This window comes from Streptacidiphilus albus JL83 (assembly GCF_000744705.1).
Lineage (GTDB): Bacteria > Actinomycetota > Actinomycetes > Streptomycetales > Streptomycetaceae > Streptacidiphilus > Streptacidiphilus albus.
This window is the reverse complement of record NZ_JQML01000001.1, coordinates 9,514,930-9,531,390: the sequence shown is the minus strand read 5'-3', so window position 1 is coordinate 9,531,390 and position 16,461 is coordinate 9,514,930. Positions and strand designations below refer to the sequence as shown.

Annotated in this window: 16 protein-coding genes; 7 read left to right on the top strand and 9 right to left on the bottom strand. The window is 74.0% G+C overall.

Annotated features, from left to right (window positions below):
* Window positions 1-72: 72 nt before the first annotated feature.
* Entirely contained in the window at window positions 73-1,497 is a 1,425-nt protein-coding gene (locus BS75_RS41310; RefSeq protein WP_034091872.1) for an alkaline phosphatase family protein, read from the top strand.
* 31 nt (window positions 1,498-1,528) lie between these two features.
* Here the strand turns inward: BS75_RS41310 and BS75_RS45410 are convergent, their stop codons facing one another.
* From BS75_RS45410 to BS75_RS41290, 3 genes are all read right to left on the bottom strand, one after another.
* On the bottom strand, window positions 1,529-2,107 hold the full coding sequence (locus tag BS75_RS45410; protein WP_152645842.1) for an LppU/SCO3897 family protein: 579 nt from the start codon (window positions 2,105-2,107) through the stop codon (window positions 1,529-1,531).
* Entirely contained in the window at window positions 2,104-2,325 is a 222-nt protein-coding gene (locus BS75_RS41295) for a hypothetical protein (protein WP_034091870.1), read from the bottom strand. The genes BS75_RS45410 and BS75_RS41295 overlap by 4 nt, the downstream gene beginning before the upstream one ends.
* Window positions 2,326-2,431: 106 nt before the next feature.
* Window positions 2,432-4,417: a heavy metal translocating P-type ATPase gene (locus tag BS75_RS41290; RefSeq protein ID WP_152645843.1), complete on the bottom strand. Its 1,986-nt coding sequence runs from the start codon at window positions 4,415-4,417 to the stop codon at window positions 2,432-2,434.
* A 97-nt stretch (window positions 4,418-4,514) separates the two neighbouring features.
* Between BS75_RS41290 and BS75_RS41285 the strand changes: the two genes are divergently transcribed.
* The 5 genes from BS75_RS41285 (at window position 4,515) to BS75_RS41265 (ending at window position 8,594) form a co-directional block, all read left to right on the top strand.
* The gene (locus BS75_RS41285; protein ID WP_034091868.1) at window positions 4,515-4,901 is read left to right on the top strand and encodes an ArsR/SmtB family transcription factor; all 387 of its coding nucleotides are present in this window, start codon (window positions 4,515-4,517) and stop codon (window positions 4,899-4,901) included.
* 612 nt (window positions 4,902-5,513) lie between these two features.
* The gene (locus BS75_RS41280; RefSeq protein WP_034091867.1) at window positions 5,514-5,846 is read left to right on the top strand and encodes a hypothetical protein; all 333 of its coding nucleotides are present in this window, start codon (window positions 5,514-5,516) and stop codon (window positions 5,844-5,846) included.
* Between the two features lie 81 nt (window positions 5,847-5,927).
* Window positions 5,928-7,325, top strand: a complete 1,398-nt coding sequence (locus BS75_RS41275) for a DUF4331 domain-containing protein (protein ID WP_034091866.1) — start codon at window positions 5,928-5,930, stop codon at window positions 7,323-7,325.
* Window positions 7,326-7,440: 115 nt separating this feature from the next.
* Window positions 7,441-7,815 carry a hypothetical protein gene (locus tag BS75_RS41270; protein WP_197092015.1) on the top strand — a complete coding sequence of 125 codons (375 nt, stop codon included), beginning with the start codon at window positions 7,441-7,443 and terminating at the stop codon, window positions 7,813-7,815.
* Between the two features lie 38 nt (window positions 7,816-7,853).
* Window positions 7,854-8,594 carry an alpha/beta hydrolase gene (locus tag BS75_RS41265; protein WP_081983118.1) on the top strand — a complete coding sequence of 247 codons (741 nt, stop codon included), beginning with the start codon at window positions 7,854-7,856 and terminating at the stop codon, window positions 8,592-8,594.
* A 29-nt stretch (window positions 8,595-8,623) separates the two neighbouring features.
* Here the strand turns inward: BS75_RS41265 and aspS are convergent, their stop codons facing one another.
* Window positions 8,624-9,994: an aspartate--tRNA(Asn) ligase gene (gene aspS, locus BS75_RS41260; protein ID WP_042437939.1), complete on the bottom strand. Its 1,371-nt coding sequence runs from the start codon at window positions 9,992-9,994 to the stop codon at window positions 8,624-8,626.
* A gap of 337 nt (window positions 9,995-10,331) precedes the next feature.
* Between aspS and BS75_RS41255 the strand changes: the two genes are divergently transcribed.
* Window positions 10,332-10,982, top strand: a complete 651-nt coding sequence (locus tag BS75_RS41255) for a hypothetical protein (protein ID WP_034091865.1) — start codon at window positions 10,332-10,334, stop codon at window positions 10,980-10,982.
* Here the strand turns inward: BS75_RS41255 and BS75_RS41250 are convergent, their stop codons facing one another.
* The 5 genes from BS75_RS41250 to BS75_RS41230 form a co-directional block, all read right to left on the bottom strand.
* Complete coding sequence (locus BS75_RS41250) at window positions 10,983-11,834, bottom strand: DUF1295 domain-containing protein (protein ID WP_042437942.1); 852 nt, start codon at window positions 11,832-11,834, stop codon at window positions 10,983-10,985.
* A 49-nt stretch (window positions 11,835-11,883) separates the two neighbouring features.
* Window positions 11,884-13,170, bottom strand: a complete 1,287-nt coding sequence (locus tag BS75_RS41245) for a class I SAM-dependent methyltransferase (RefSeq protein ID WP_034091864.1) — start codon at window positions 13,168-13,170, stop codon at window positions 11,884-11,886.
* Window positions 13,167-13,970, bottom strand: a complete 804-nt coding sequence (locus BS75_RS41240) for a DUF1365 domain-containing protein (RefSeq protein ID WP_081983117.1) — start codon at window positions 13,968-13,970, stop codon at window positions 13,167-13,169. The genes BS75_RS41245 and BS75_RS41240 overlap by 4 nt, the downstream gene beginning before the upstream one ends.
* Complete coding sequence (locus BS75_RS41235; RefSeq protein WP_081983116.1) at window positions 13,967-15,328, bottom strand: NAD(P)/FAD-dependent oxidoreductase; 1,362 nt, start codon at window positions 15,326-15,328, stop codon at window positions 13,967-13,969. The genes BS75_RS41240 and BS75_RS41235 overlap by 4 nt, the downstream gene beginning before the upstream one ends.
* A gap of 159 nt (window positions 15,329-15,487) precedes the next feature.
* Window positions 15,488-16,402: a trypsin-like serine peptidase gene (locus BS75_RS41230; RefSeq protein WP_231608056.1), complete on the bottom strand. Its 915-nt coding sequence runs from the start codon at window positions 16,400-16,402 to the stop codon at window positions 15,488-15,490.
* Between the last annotated feature and the right edge of the window lie 59 nt (window positions 16,403-16,461).

Sequence of the window (16,461 nt, the reverse complement as noted above, 5' to 3'; positions counted from 1 at the left end):
TTGGACGGCCTTACCTCGAACACCTCAAGTAGCTCAAGTACCAACTGAGGTACGACAGATGGGGAGACATACATGTCCGGAATGACCCGACGCCGGCTGCTCGGTTCGACGGCCGGCGTGGCCGGCGGAGCGGCAGCGCTGTCACTGCTGCCGGCCAGCGTCCAGCAGGCCGTGGCGGCCGGAGTGCCCAAGCGCGGCTCGATGGCGGACATCGAGCACGTGGTCCTGCTGATGCAGGAGAACCGCTCGTTCGACCACTACTTCGGCACCCTGTCCGGCGTCCGCGGCTTCAACGACCCGCACGCCCTGCGGCTGGACACCGGACGCTCCGTCTTCTACCAGCCCGACGCGGTCAACCCGGACGGCTACACCCTGCCGTTCCACCTGAACACCAGCACCACCAGCGCCCAGGCCATCCCCTCCACCAGCCACGCCTGGTCGGTCCAGCACGAGGCCTGGAACGACGGCAAGATGGACCAGTGGCTGCCCGCGCACCGGGCCGCCGACGGCGTCAACGGCCCCTACGTGATGGGCTACTACACCCGCGAGGACATCCCCTTCCAGTTCGCCCTCGCCGAGTCCTTCACCATCTGCGACAACTACTTCTGCTCGGTCCAGGGCCCGACCTGGCCGAACCGGCTCTACTGGATGACCGGCTCGATAGACCCGGCCGGCACCGGCGGCGGCCCGATAATCCAGAACGCCGCTCCCACGCCGCTGACCTGGAAGACCTACGCGGAGAGCCTGGAAGAGGCCGGCGTGAGCTGGAAGGTCTACCAGGAGACCGACAACTACGGCACCGACGTGCTCTCGCTCTTCGAGACCTTCCAGCAGGCCAAGCCCGGCGACCCGCTCTACGACAAGGGCATGCTGGCGCAGCCGACCGGCACCTTCGAGGACGACGCCCGCAACGACCGGCTCCCGGCCGTGTCCTGGATCCTGCCGACCAGCTACCAGTCGGAGCACCCGGACTACCTGCCGGCGGCGGGCGCGGACTTCGTCGCCTCGAAGATCGAGGCCATCGCCTCCAACCCGGAGGTGTGGGCGAAGACCGTCTTCATCCTCAACTACGACGAGAACGACGGCCTGTTCGACCACGTCGTGCCGCCGACCTCGCCGGCCGGCACCAAGGACGAGTACATCGGCGGCCTGCCGATCGGCGGCGGCTTCCGGGTGCCGTGCATCATCGTCTCCCCGTGGACGGTCGGCGGCTACGTCGCCACCGAGGCCTTCGACCACACCTCGGTGCTGCAGTTCCTGGAGAGCTTCACCGGCGTCCCGGCGGTGAACGTCACCGACTGGCGGCGCGAGACCTTCGGCGACCTGACCTCCGCCTTCCAGTTCCACCGGCGCGGCAAGAGCGCCCCGCCGCTGCCGCCCACCGCCGCCCAGCTGGCCCTGGCCGAGCAGGAGGTCGCCACGCTGCCGGCGCCGACGCTGCCCGGCGCCGACCAGCGCTTCCCGCAGCAGGAGCGGGGCCACCGCAAGCACGTCTGATCCGCACCGCCCGGCCGGCGGGCCCGGGTCGCTACTCCTGGCTGCCGCGGGCCGGCACGTCCAGCCGATCGACGCAGACGACGAAGCCCGCCGAGGTCTTCGTCGTCTGCTGCGTCAGGGCGAACTCCACGTTCGGGACCTCGTCGCACAGCCGCTGGTCGGTCGTGCCCGAGAACACCTGGAGCACCTCGTAGCGGGCGGCCCTGTCCCGGCAGCCGACCACCACGAAGGTGTTGGCACCGCCGCCGGGACGCTGGGCGGTGGTGCAGTCGCCCACCGCCACCGGGGCCTGCGGCTCGCTGCCCACCGCGATCCGGGGCGCGGTGCTGCGCCCGACCGCGAAGCCGATCGCGGCCACCGCGATCAGCGTGGCGGCGACCAGCCCGATGACATGGCTCCGGTCCCAGGTCCGCTCCGCGCCGGCCCCGGACGGGAACCCCGACGGGGGCCCCGACGGGGACGCGATCGGAGGCGGCGCGGAGGGCGGGGACGGCGGGGACGGCGGCACCGGCGGTGCGGCCGGCGGCACCGGACCGGCGTCCGGGACCGGCGGAGCGGTCGGCGGGCGGTCCGGCTCTCCGCTCGGCGGCGGGCCGCCGGCGTCGGTCACCTGGGCCACTCCCCCGGCCGGTCCGCCCACTGGACCTGCTCCGGGTCGTTGAGGTCGATGTCCACGAAGACCGAGCGGACCCTGGCCGCGAACTCCTCCTCGTCCATCGGGCTCCAGCCCACGCCCATCAGCCGCACCAGCCGGTAGCGGGTGTCGGCGGAGAACGGCGCGACCTCGACCAGATGGTGCGGCGGCTCGGGTTCCGTACTGTCGCTCATGCCGTCATTGTCACGCCGCCCGGGCCGCCACGCCCGCCGGGTGGTCCGGTGGGCGTGGCGGCCGGACAGTGGACCGGGCGGCGCGCCGGTCCGTGGGCCGAGCCGGTCAGCTGCCCGCGCCGGCCCGCTCCCAGGCGCGGTCGCGCAGCAGCCGCAGCCCGTTGAGTCCGACCACGACCGTGGAGCCCTCGTGGCCGAGGACGCCCAGCGGCAGCGGCAGGCGCCCGGCCAGGTCCCAGACCACCAGGCCGGTGACGAACACGGCGGCGACCACCAGGTTCTGCACCACCAGCCGGCGCGCCCGGCGGGAGAGCGCGACGACGGTGGGGACGGTGCCGAGCTCGTCGCGGACGATCACCGCGTCGGCGGTCTCCAGTGCCAGGTCCGAGCCGGCCCGGCCCATGGCGATCCCGGCGTGGGCGGCGGCCAGCGCGGGCGCGTCGTTGACGCCGTCGCCGACCACCAGCACCCGGTGGCCGTCCGCCTCCAGCCGGCGGACCTCCGCCACCTTGTCCTGCGGCAGCAGCCCGGCGCGGACGCCCCGGGCCGGGATGCCCGCCTCGGCGGCCAGTCGCGCGGCGGCGCGCGGGTTGTCCCCGGTGAGCAGCATCGGCGGGAGGGCGGTCAGCGCCGTCAGCGCGGCGACGGTGGCGGCGGCGTCCGGGCGGAGCCGGTCGGCGATGCCCAGCAGGCCGACCGGGACGCCGTCGCGTTCGACCAGGACCGCCGTCCGGCCCCGCACCTCCAGTTCCCGGGCGACGGCGGCGGCCTCCACGGCTTCGGTGTCAGCACTGCCGCCCAGCAGCCGGGCCGGGGCGCCGACCGCGACGGCGGAGCCGTCGACGGTGGCGGTCACCCCGATGCCCGGCGCGGAGGCGAAGTCCCGGGCCTCGGCCGGTTCCAGTCCGCGCGCGCGGGCCGCGTCGACCACGGCCCGGGCCAGCGGGTGCTCGCTGGGGTGCTCGGCCGCCGCCGCGAGTGCGAGCAGGTCGTCCTCGGACAGGCCGCTGCCGGCGAGCGGACGGGTCTCGGCGACGCGCGGGGCGCCCTCGGTGAGGGTGCCGGTCTTGTCCAGGGCGACCGCGTCGACCTGGCCGAGCTGCTCCATCACCACGGCCGACTTGACCAGGACGCCGTGCCGGCCGGCGTTGGCGATGGCGGACAGCAGCGGCGGCATGGTGGCCAGCACCACCGCGCAGGGCGAGGCGACGATCATGAAGGTCATCGCCCGCAGCAGGGCGGCCGTGGTGTTCCCGCCGAGGGCGACCGGGGCCAGGAAGACCACGAGGGTGGCGATCACCATGGCGATCGAGTAGCGCTGCTCGACCTTCTCGATGAACAGCTGGGTCGGCGCCTTGGTCTCGGACGCCTCCTCGACCAGCTGGACGATCCGGGCGATCACCGAGTCGGCGGGGTCGCGCTCGATCCGTACCCGGAGCGCGCCGGTGCCGTTGAGGGTTCCGGCGAAGACCTCGTCGCCGGGGGCCTTGGCCACCGGCAGCGGCTCGCCGGTGACGGTGGCCTGGTCGACCTCGCTGCTCCCGTCCAGGACCCGGCCGTCCGCACCGATCCTCTCGCCGGGGCGGACCAGGACCAGGTCGCCGACGCCCAGTTCGCCGGTGGCGACGGTCTCCTCGCCGCCGTCGGCGGTGAGCCGGGTGGCGGTGGCCGGGGCGAGGTCGAGCAGGGCCCGCACCGAGTCCTGGGTCCGGGCGGTGGCCAGCGCCTCCAGCGCGCCGGAGGTGGCGAAGATGACGATCAGCAGGCCGCCGTCCATGACCTGGCCGATGGCGGCGGCGCCGAGGGCCGCGACGATCATCAGCAGGTCCACGTCCAGGGTCCGCTCACGCAGCGCCCGGAGCCCGGCCAGGCCGGGCTCCCAACCGCCGGTGGCGTAGCCGAGCGCGTAGAGGGGGCCCCAGACCCAGGCGCTCGCCCCGGCCAGCTGCAGCGCGAGGGCGAGCAGGAACAGCACGGTGGCCGCCGCCGCCCAGCGCGCCTCGGGCTGCGCGAGCAGGCGGGTGCGCCGCCGGGGTGGGGAGACGTCGCGCGCGGCGGGTGGCGCCGGGCGTGCGGTGAGGGTCGTCGACATGGCGTTCGGCATCCTTCGCGGCGGCAGGACAGGGCGACCCGACCACCATACACGCATGATTGAACAACCATTCACGCATCGTCGGTAGGATGACCGCATGGGCCACGGAACCGCAGCGAAGCAGCAAGCCACCGCGCGCGAACGGCTGGACACGGTCGGCAGCACCAGCGTCGCCACCATGCTCCAGGCCCTGGCCACCCCGTCCCGGCTGCTGATCCTCGCCCGCCTGGCCGAGGGCGCCTGCTCGGCCGGGGAGTTGGCCGAGGCCGCCGGGATGGAGCGCTCCGCCTGCTCGCACCAGCTGCGGCTGCTGAAGAACCTCGGCCTGATCACCGGCGAACGCCACGGCCGCTCGATCGTCTACGCGCTCCACGACCACCATGTGGCCGAACTGCTGGACCAGGCCATCTTCCATGTCGAGCACCTGCGGCTGGGCGTGGTCGACACCCCCGAGCCCGACGGCGGCCCCTCCGCCCGCTACTGAGCCACCGTCGGCCAGCGCCGCCGATCGCGGGCTGCCGCGCCGCGAGTTCGAGCGGACCGGGCCTAACTCGCGTGCCGGCAGGGCCTGCTGGTCCGGTTCGACAACCCCGCGCGAGCCGTCGCCGCACCGGCTGATTCCCGAGATCGCCTTGGCCGGTACACCTTCTGCACACAAATGGAATTGGGCGCGCAGGAGCGCCACGACCCCTGACACTGTTTCCGTGCGAAATACGGGCCGTGCTCTCCATTGAAATGACGATTCGTCACGGCGCTCGGCTCTCGGCCACCTCCACAAGTCTTCTGCCGACAGTGGTTCGGAGCCGTGGGCGCTTTGGATCGGTCCGCGTCCGAAGAGATTTCCGCACCGTCGCCAGGAAGCCACAATGACCGCCTTGACCAGTGCAGATGGCTGAAGCGCCACCGATCTCCGGCTCCCGTTACGCGTGTCCCCTTGACGCCGCAGCCGGACAGGTCTTCACTTCCGAGTGGCTGCAGTTCGTCTGCCACAAGTCGGTCCGGCGCACCTGCGTCGGCTCAGCCGTGAATGCGCCGGGATTCCTCCCGCAGCTCCGCTCACCGGCTTCCAACTTCGCTTTCTGCAAAGGATCCGTCCATGGCCATCGAATCCCCCGTACCCGAGAACGACACCGCGTCGGCGCTCTCCCGGCGCGGCCTGATCCGCAACGCCGCCGGGGCCGGAGCCGCCGGCCTCGCCGCAGGTGTGCTGCTCAACGCTTCCGCCGCCTCGGCCGCCACCCCCGGCCGGGCCGAGCCCGCTGCCCAGCCCGCTGCCGCCGCGCCCGACCGGCGCGCGGCGGTGGCCGAACCGCTGATCGTCCGTCTGCCCGCAGCGGGCTCGGACGCCCTGGACATCTTCCACGGCGAGGAACACCGCCAGGTGCACGACGCCGACCTCGCCGCCGCGCTGCGCAAGGCCGCGGGCTGACCCCTCCGCGTCCCGCTCCCGCCCCGCGTCTCCCCAGCCCAGCTCCCCTGCCCCGCTCCCCCCACCAGTGAGGACTACCCCATGTCGTCGCACCGTGAAGCCCCCGAGATCTCCCAGGACCCGGTGGCGGACAGCACCGACGTCTACGCGTTCGTCAGCCCGGACGACTGCACCAAGGTCACCCTGATCGCCAACTACATCCCGCTCCAGGGCGCGGCCTCCGGACCGAACTTCTTCGAGTTCGGCGACGACGTGCTGTACGAGATCCACATCGACAACGACGGCGACGGCCGACCCGACATCAGCTACCAGTTCCGCTTCACCACCAAGCTGCGCGACAACGACACCTTCCTCTACAACACCGGTCCGATCGGCTCGCTGGACTCCCCGAACTGGAACCGCCACCAGAGCTACACCCTCACCCGGGTCGAGGCGCGCGGCCGCAGCACGGTGCTGGGGACCGACCTGCCCTGCCCGCCGTGCAACATCGGCCCGCTGTCCACCCCGGACTACCCGAAGCTGGCGGACGAGGCGGTGCACCAGCTGGGCCACGGGCGCAAGGTCTTCGCCGGGCAGCGTGCCGAGGGCTTCTACGTCGACCTGGGCGCCATCTTCGACCTGGGCAACCTGCGCCCGTTCCAGCAGCTGCACAACCAGTTCGGCCTGCACCTCTTCGACAAGCCGGCGCCCGGGGTGAACACCACCCGCGAGCTGAACGTCCACAGCCTGGCGCTGCAGCTGCCGATCGCCGACCTGACCCGCGACGGCTGGAACGGCGGCGACGTCGACGACCCGCGGGCCACCATCGGCGTGTGGACCACGGCGAGCCGCCGCGCGGCCCGGGTGATCGAGCCGCGCACCGGCACCGACCACGAGTCGGGGCCGTTCGTCCAGGTCTCCCGGCTGGGCAACCCGCTGTTCAACGAGGTGCTGGTCCCGATGAGCCGCAAGGACCGCTGGAACTCGCTGCCGCCGGCCGAGGACAGCCAGTTCGCCGGCTACGTGGCCAAGCCGGAGCTGGCCTCGCTGCTGCCCTCGCTCTACCCGGGGGTGTTCCCCAACCTGGAGGCGCGGACCAAGGCCGGCAAGCCGCGCGCGGACCTGCTGGCGATCCTGCTCACCGGGATCCCGAAGGGCGTCGTCCCCGGCTTCCAGAACTACACCGGCACGGTGCAGGCGGACATGCTGCGGCTCAACGTCGCGGTCCCGCCCACCGTGGACAAGCCCGACATCCTCGGCCTGGTCGCCGGTGACGCGGCCGGCTTCCCCAACGGCCGCCGGGTCTTCGACGACGTGGTCACGGTGGAGCTGCGGGCCATCGCGGGGGTGACCATCCCGCTGGTGGACCCGACCTACACCCCGGACGGCGCGGCCGGCCAGGTGACGGACGGGCTGACGCCGGCCGATGTGAAGAACCCCTACCTGGACCGCTTCCCGTACCTCGGGGTGCCCTACGACGGCTTCTACAACCCGAGCTGACGCTCCCCCAGGGCCCGCCGGTGGTCCCGGAACCGGGACCTTCCGGCGCGGCCCTGCACCGCGCCCACTGCTGCTCGCACCGGCCCGGCCGGTTCACCCCCCTGGAGTCCTCCCGATGACCTCGCCGTCCCGCCACGACCACCCGCACCCGCACGCCCATCCGCACGTTGCCGGGTCGACCCACGCACCGCTTCCCCCGCCCTCGCGGGAGGGCAGCGTGGTGCTGGACATCGGCGCGGACACCGGCGCGCTGATCATCCACACCGGCCCCGAGCAGGACGGCCAGGAGATCGAGGTCAGCCCTGTCGGCGACGACGCCCGGCGGACCCATGCCGCCGTGCGCCCCCGGCAACTGGTGGGCCGTACTGTGTACTGCGTCGTCATCACTCCCCTGCCCGAAGGGGACTACACCGTCTGGCGCGATCCGGACACCGTCGAGGGCGTGGTGGCCGTCGCCGGGGGCAGCGTCAGCTCGTACCGCTGGACGTGACCGCCGCCGGCGCCCCGGCCGCCGTGCGAGAGGAAGCCATGGACACCTGGCCCGCCACTGCCGTCCGCAGCAGCGCAAGGGTGCGCTGGCGCCGGGCCGGGGCGCAGCCCCGGGCGGTCGTCCTGGTGCTGCACGGCGGGCAGGAGCACGGGCTCCAGCCGCCCGGGCGCTGGACGCCGGCCAGGCTGCGGATGCTCCCGTTCGTCTCCGCGCTCGCACGGGCGACGCGCGGACGGGGGGTCGCGGTCGGCGAGGTCGTCTACCGCTGCGAGGGCTGGAACGGCGGCCGGGCCGACGCGGCCGTGGACGCGGTCGCGGCGGTCGAGGAGGTGGCGGCGGACTGGGGGCCGGTGCCGGTGGTGCTGGTGGGCCACTCGATGGGCGGCCGGGCGGCGCTGCGGGCGGCCGGCGGTCCGGCGGTCACCGGCGTGGTGGCGCTGGCGCCCTGGTGCCCGCCGGGCGAACCGTGCACGCAGCTGGCCGGGCGGCGGCTGGCCGTGGTCCACGGCTCGGCCGACCGGGTGACCGAGCCGGCGGCCTCGCGCCGGACAGCCCGCGAGGCCCGGGCGGCCGGGGCCGAGGTCTGTGTCCTCACCCTGCCCGGCGGCCGGCACGCGATGCTGGAGCGCGCCGCCGACTGGCACGCCGTCACCACCCGCCTGGCGACCGGCCTGCTCGGGCTGACCCCGCTGCCCGGCGAGGTCTGCGACGCCTTCGACCGACGCGGCACCGACCCGGGCGGTCTCGACCTGCCGCTCCCCCGCCGCCGCACGCTCTGAGGTCCGCCCGGATCGGCGCAGCCTCCCGGCTAGGGGGTGAGCCGGTTCGGGCCGCGGAAGAGGAAGGTCGCCTCGCGGATCGACTCCAGTCCCAGCAGCACCATCAGCACCCGGCCGAGCCCCATCCCCAGGCCGCCGTGCGGCGGGCAGCCGAAGCGGAAGCAGTTGAGGTAGTCGCGGAGCGACTCGGTGCCCACGCCCTTCTCCGCCGCCTGGCGGAGCAGCACCTCGTAGCGGTGCTCGCGCTGGGCGCCGGTGGTGATCTCCAGCCCCTTCCACAGCAGGTCGAAGCTGAGCGTCAGCCCGTCCTGCCCCTCCGGCCGCATGTGGTAGAACGGCCGGATGCCGGACGGGTAGTGGGTGACGAAGACGAACTCGTGACCGCTGCGCTCACGGATGTGCGCGGCCAGTCGGCGCTCCCCGTCCGGGTCGAGGTCCTCCTTCAGCCCCTCCGGGTCCCAGCCCTCCGCCCGCAGCAGTTCCTGGGCCTCGGCCATGGTGATGCGGGGGAACGGCAGTTGCGGCACGGTGACCTCGATGCCGAACTGCTCACGGATCGCCGCGCCGTGGACCGCCGCCACCTCGGCCAGGGCGTGGGCGAGCATCCGCTCCTCGAAGTCCATCACGTCCTCGACCCCGTCGATCCAGGCCAGTTCGACGTCGACGCCGGTGAACTCGGTGGCGTGCCGGGAGGTGAACGAGGGCTCGGCCCGGAACACCGGGCCGACCTCGAACACCCGGTCGATGCCGGCCGCGATCGCCATCTGCTTGTAGAACTGCGGCGACTGGGCAAGGTACGCGCTGCGGCCGAAGTAGCCGAGCTCGAAGACCTCCGCGCCGGACTCGGAGGCGGTGCCCATCAGCTTCGGGGTGTGCATCTCGGTGCAGCCCTCGGCCTGGGCGAACGCCCGCATGGCCCGCTCGACGGTGGTCTGCACCGCGAACAGCAGCTGGGCCGCCGGGCGGGCCCGCACGTCCAGGAAGCGCCAGTCCAGGCGGTGTTCGAGCCCGGTCTGCTGGTCGATCGGCAGCGGCGTCTCCGCCCGGTTGAGCACCTCGACCCGCGTCGGGACGATCTCCAGGCCGCCGAGCTTGACGACGGGGTTCTCGACGACCCGGCCGGTGATCCGGACCGCCGACTCGGGCGTGAGCCCGTCGATGAGCTCGGCCAGCGCTGCGGCCCGCGCGTCGTCCGGGCCGGCGCCGGCCCGGCGGTGGGCGACCTGGACCGTGCCGGTGTGGTCGCGCACCAGCACGAACTGCATGGCGCGCTGGAGGCGGAGGGTGTTCACCCAGCCCGAGACGGAGACCGTCCCGCCCAGGTGTGCGCGCAGGTCGTGGACCAGGGTGCGCGGTGTCGCGGTGGGCCGCGTCACGGTGTGCTCTGTCGTGCGGATCATCTCAGTCCTCCTGCGGACCTCGGCTGATCCCTTGGAAGTGCGGGCGAGAAGGGCGACTCGCGGTGCCACCGCACTTTCGCCGCCACCGGGGGTGGCGGCCTCGTTCGGCCCGGTGACGGGGGCAGGCCGGCGGGGCATTTCCTCCCCGCGCTCAGGAGTGTCTTCGTCCCGGGTGTGTGGGCCGCCTTCACAGCTGCCGGCGGCTCTCTCGTCCCACCCGTTCCCCGGGGCTACTCGTCTCCCTCGTAGCGTTGGCGCCGACGTTAGACGAGGCCGAATCGTCCGCGCAAGCGGATATTGCGGGCACGCGCCGGCCACCACCGGCTACCGTGCCGCCATGACCATCGACGACGCGAACTGGGCCGACACCGCACGAGAGTTGTACGAGGCCGCGGTCTTCGGCGGGGACGCCACGGCGCCCGGCCGGGCGGACCGGCTGCTGGACCGGGTGGAGGCGGAACTGGCACTGGCCCGGGGGCGGATCCTGCACGCGCGCTTCCTCGACGACCAGCGGCCGGACCCCGAGGAGCTGCGGCTGTTCACCCGCTCGGCGGAGCTCTTCCGGTCGCTGGGGGAGGTGCGCGGCGAGGGCGAGGCGCTGCTCTGGGTGGGCCTCTACCACCAGGTGGTGCTGCGCGACGGGCGCGGCTCGCTGCCCTCCCTCCGACGCGCCCGCGAACTCGCCGGACAGGCCGGGGACCGGCTCACCCTCTCCTACGCGGTGCGGCACCTGGCCTTCTTCGAGATGTACGAGGGCAGCGCCGCGGAGGCCCGGCGGCTGTTCGAGGAGTCGGTACGGCTCCGGGAGGAGGTCGGCTTCCTCCCGGGCGTCGCGGCGGCCAAGCTCAGCCTGGCCGAGTTCGCGGCCCGGACCGGCGACCGGGCGGAGGCGCTGGCACTGCTGGACGAGGCCGCCGCCCTGGCCGCGGCGAGCGGCGCGCACGGGACCGCCGGGTGGATCGACCGGACCCGCGCCGAGCTCGGCTGATCAGCCCTCGGGTCGGCGGGTCGGGTGCGAGCGGCCCCCCGCCGCGTGCCGGTGGCGCGGCGGCAGCGGCAGGAAGCCGCTGGTGCGGGCCGCGTAGTCGGCCCAACCCGGCTTGCTGGAGCCCAACTGCCGTTCCAGCATGGGCTTGCCGCTGCCGTTGACCAGCAGGTAGGTCATCAGCAGCGGCGAGAGGACGGTGGCCCAGCCGATCGGGGCGTCGGCGGCGCAGAGGAACAGGCCCCACCAGACGCAGGCGTCGCCGAAGTAGTTGGGGTGCCGGGTGTACCGCCACAGTCCGCCGTCCATGACCCGGCCCCGGTTGGCGGGGTCGGCGCGGAAGCGGCCGAGCTGGTGGTCGCCGACGGATTCGAAGAACAGGCCGACCGCCCACAGGGCGGTGCCCGTCCAGCCGAGGAGGGCGGGCGGGTGCGGCAGGAACATCGCGACCTGGACCGGCAGCGACACCAGCCAGACGATCGCGCCCTGGAGCAGGTAGACCTTCCGCAGGGCGTAGCCGGTGCGCCGCTCGACCGGGGCGCGTTCCAGCAGCCGGGCGTAGCGCGGGTCCTCCGGCCGGCCGCGGCCGCGCCACCAGATGTGGGCAGACAGCCGGAGGCCCCAGAGCAGTACCAGGACCAGCATCAGCACCCGTCGGGAGTCGGCGCCGTGGCCGGCCGAGAGCAGGAAGCCGGTGAGCGCGACGGCGCAGAAGGCCAGCCCCCAGGCCACGTCGACATGGCGGTGGACGCCGCTGCGCGCGCCGACCACGAAGGCCGCCAGCAGCACGGCGAGGGCCGCGCCGAGGGTGGCCGCCAGGCAGTCGGCCAGCGCCGCACCGTCGATGCCGTTCACTCGCCCGCCCGAGCGGCGGGGCGACCGGCGGCCCCAGGCGTGGTTCGGGTCATCGCACCTCGTCCTGTCGGGTCAGCAGCAGGTGTTGGACGTCGAGGTAGCCGCTGCGGAACCCGGCCTCGGAGTAGCCGAGGTAGAGCGTCCACATCCGGCGGAACACCTGGTCGAAGCCGAGGGCGGCGACCTCGGCGCCGCGCGCGGCGAACCGCTCCCGCCACAGCCGCAGGGTCTCGGCGTAGTGGGCGCCGAAGGACTGACGGTGCGCCAGCCGCAGTCCGGTGTGCGCGGCCAGGGTCTGCTCGACCGCCTCGACCGAGGGCAGCAGCCCGCCGGGGAAGATGTACTTCTGGATCCAGGTGAAGGTCGCCTCGGTGGCGAGCATCCGCTCGTGCGGCATGGTGATCGCCTGCAGGGCGACCCGGCCGCCGGGGGCGAGCAGCCGGTCCAGCACCCCGAAGTAGGCGGGCCAGTAGGCCCGGCCGACGGCCTCCACCATCTCCACGCTGACGATGGCGTCGTACTCGCCCGTGGCGGCCCGGTAGTCGCACAGCCGGACGTCGACCCGGTCGGCGTGGCCGGCGGCGGCGATCCGCTGCCGGGCGAGGGCCTGCTGCTCGGTCGACAGGGTGAGGGTGACCACGTCGGCGCCGCGGGCGGCGGCCCGCAGCGCCAGCTCGCCCCAGCCGGTGCCGATCTCCAGCAGCCGGGTGCCGGCCCCGACCCCGGCCAGGTCGAGCAGCCGGTCGATCTTGCGGTGCTGGGCGGCCACCAGCAGTTCGGGACGGGCGACCGGCTCACCGGTCGGGCCCGGCTCGAACACGGCCGAGGAGTAGGTCATGGTCGGGTCGAGGAAGAGCGCGAAGAGCTCGTTGGAGAGGTCGTAGTGGGCGGCGATGTTGCGCCGGGCGTTCTCCGGAGTGCCGTTCTGCTCCTCCGGCTGCCGGGCCGCGTACCAGCGGCGCAGGTGCTGCAGCCGGGCCGGGACCAGCGAGGGCAGCGAGCGGGCAAGCACGGTCAGCACGCCGACCAGGTCCGGGCTGTCCCAGTCGCCGGCCTGGTAGGACTCGCCGAAGCCGATCAGCCCGCCGGCGCCGACGCGGCTGAAGAAGGCGTCCGGGTCGTGCAGCCGGAGCACCTCGGCGCCGGCCGGCGCGGGCGCCAGCAGCCTGCCACCGGGGAGTTCGACCCGGATCGCCAGCCGACGGGCGACCCGGCGCAGCAGCAGCCGGGCGACGCGGGCCCGCAGCGGTCCGTGCGGGACCGCGACGACGTCGGGCCAGCGGCGGGCGTCGGCGGCCGGGACGACGAGGGCCGTCCGGGTGGATACCTGGGTCATCGTGTGGTCACTCCGTCCTGGTGCGGATGGTCGGGTCTGGGTTGGACCGGCAGGCCGCGGGCGAGCAGCCGCAGCCCCTGGAGCCGGATGTGCACCGACACCGCGAGGGTCGACAGCGGGTGCCGCACCGCCGCGCGGAGCAGTCCGACCGGGGTGGCCGGGCGGCGGCGGCCGCGCACGGTGGCGGTGAACACCCGGTCGCCCTCCCGCTCCAGGTGCATGGTGACCCGGAGCGCGGCGTCCGGCTCGGGCAGGGACATCCGGTAGCCGCCGTCGACCGGGAAGAACGGCGAGACGTAGAAGTCCTTGCCGGTCCGGGACCGCCCCTCGGCGTCCGGCCGGAGCAGGTAGCAGTGGCGCTGGCCGTAGGTGTTGTGGACCTCGGCGACGGTGCACACCGGGGCGCCGGCCGCGTCGTGGCACCAGTACAGGGTCAGCGGGTTGAAGACGTGGCCGACAGAGCGGGCGTGGGCGAGCATCAGCACCCGCCCGCCGTGCAGGTCGACGCCGTGGACGGCGAGGTAGCGGTCGAGGTTCTGCCGCAGCGTGCGGTCCGGGTCGCCGAGGTGGTCGCGGGCCCGGAACCGGGCGAGCGGGCGCAGCGCGGCGGGCAGGGCGGGGAGGTGGTCCAGGTCGACCAGCCAGAGGTAGGTGCGGTGGGTGAAGGCGTGCCGCAGCGGCCGGGTGCGGACGTGGGCTATCCGGCAGTCGTAGAGCGCCGCACCCCAGGGGCCGGGCAGCGGCGGGGGCACGGCCGCCCGGTCCGGGGCCGCCTCCTGCTGCGGGGCCCGGGTGCTCATGCCGCCACCAGTGCGTGCAGGGACTCGGCGGCCTCCACGCCGGAACGGCAGCCGTCCTCGTGGAAGCCCCAGCCGTGGTAGGCGCCGGCGAAGGCGGTGCGGCCCCGGTTGAGCGCGGGCAGCAGGCGCTGGGCGGCGAGCGAGTCCGGCGTGTACTGGGGGTGCCGGTAGACCGTCCGGGAGAGGACGTACCGCTCGGGGACGGGCGCGGCCGGGTCCTCGTTGAGGGTGACCAGGTAGTCCTCCTCGGTGTCGAGCCGGAGCAGCCGGTTCAGGTGGTACGACACCCGGACCTGCTCGGAGCGGTCCTCGCAGGAGGACATCAGGTAGTTCCAGGAGGCCCGGGCCCGCCGGGCCCGGGGCAGCACCGAGGCGTCGCGGTGCAGCACGGTGGGGTTCCGGCTGTAGCGGAACGCGCCCAGGGTGCGCCGCTCGTCCGCCGTCGGGTCGGCCAGCAGCCGCAGCGCCTGGTCGGGGTGGGTCGCCAGGACCACCGCGTCGTAGCGGGCGGCGAGGCCGTCGCCGGTGGTCAGGGTGACCCCGTCCGGGTGGCGGTGCACCCGGGTGACCGGGGCGCTTGTCCGGACGCTGTGCAGCCGGGCGGCGATCCGCTCGACATAGGTGCGGGAGCCGCCGACGACGGTGCGCCAGGTGGGCGAGCCGGTGACCGACAGCATGCCGTGGTTGTCCATGAAGGCGAACAGGTAGCGGGCGGGGTAGTCGGCGGCCAGCGCCGGGTCGCACGACCAGACGGCGGAGACCAGCGGGGTCATGAAGTGGGCGGCGAAGTAGGGCGAGAAGCCGCCCGCGCGGAGGAAGGCGCCGAGCGTCAGGGTGTCGTCGGCGGCGCCGGCGGCGAGCAGTCGGCGGGCCTGCCGGTGGAAGCGCGGGACCTCGGCCAGCATCCGCAGGTAGTCGCCCCGCAGCAGGCTCCCGGGCCGGGCGAGCAGACCTGACGCGCCGCGCGCCCCGGCGTACTCCAGGCCGCAGCCCAGGCAGCGGACCGACATGCTCATCTCGGACTCCTGGGTGGCGACCCCGAGTTCGGCGAAGAGCCGCAGCAACCGGGGGTAGGTGCGCTCGTTGTGGACCAGGAACGCGGTGTCCAGCGCGAGCGCCCGACCGTCGCCCCCGGTGACGTCCTGGGTGTGGGCGTGGCCGCCGAGCCGGTCGTCGGCCTCCAGCAGGGTGACCCGGGCGCCGCTGCGGGTGAGCTCGTGGGCGGCGGTGAGCCCGGCCACGCCGCTGCCCACCACGGCGACGCGGCGGCCGGGTTCCGCGCCCCGGTGCCGCCCGGGGCGGGGGCGACCGCCGCCGACCGGCCCCGGTACGGCGGTTGTCGCTGCGCTCTCGAACATCCCCACTCACCCCTGCGTCCCGAATCCCGGCCGCAGTCACGCGACCCTTGCCCAGATTCCCTGGTCACAAGTGATTCGACACGGTCGGGCGTACGGCTTGGTGCGAGTTGCCGCGAGTCCGACCCGATCTCCCGCTCGGCCCCCTGGGCCCCTTCCGGCTCAGCTACCCTGGCCGGCGGCCTCGTTGTAGAGCGTCTGGACGTCGGCGTCGAAGTACGGGCTGTAGGAGACGTCGGCGGTGTCGCCGCCCTGCTGGTAGCCGCCGATGACGCCGATGACCGTCCCGGTGCGGGTGGTCCGGTCGAAGGAGGTCAGCCAGGGGCTGCCGCTGGTGCCGCCGGGGAAACCGGTGCAGGCGATCCGCATCTGGTACTGGCTCTGCTGGGTGGTCCGGTTGAAGCAGGAGATCGGGGCGCTCGCCGTGGACGGGTAGCCGGTGATCTGGACGACCTTGGTGAAGCCCTTGTCAATGCCGAGGGTGTTCCCGCCCAGCACCTGCTCGATGCTCCTGCCGCCGACCTGGCCGACGGTCACGAAGGCCACGTCGAGGTCGGGGTCGGAGGAGGAGATCCAGCGCGGGTCCACCACGATCCGGGTGACCGGCCACTGCCCGTCGGGCGCGCTGCCGTCGCGGTAGTCCGGAACGAAGACCAGGTCGCTGCCGTAGCTGCCGCCCTGGCCGCCGTGGACGCAGTGGGCGGCGGTGACCAGCAGGTCCCCGGCGGCGCTGTGGACCACGCTGGCGGTGCAGAAGTGGTCGCCGTCGACGCCCTGCGAGAAGATCGCCCCCACCCGGGCGTTGCTGGTGGTGGCCTTGGCCGCGTGGAAGGTGCCGCCGTGCTCCGACAGCGCCTTCTCGAAGCGCTCCTTCGACCAGGCCCGGGGGCTGCCGCTGACGGTCAGCGTGACCGGGTGGGCGCCGGAGGCGGACGCCGGGCCGCCGGCGGTCGAACCGGCCGCGGTGGAGCCGGCGCTCCCGCAGCCGGCCAGTGCGGCGCAGCCGGCCGCGAGCGCGGCGAGGGCTGCGGCCCGGACGCCGGTGCGCCGCCCCCGCTGGTGCTGCTGGTCCGTCATCCCACTCCGTTCGCCCGCCCGTTCCGCGGTACCCCTGTCGAGGCTCCTCCGCCGGACCG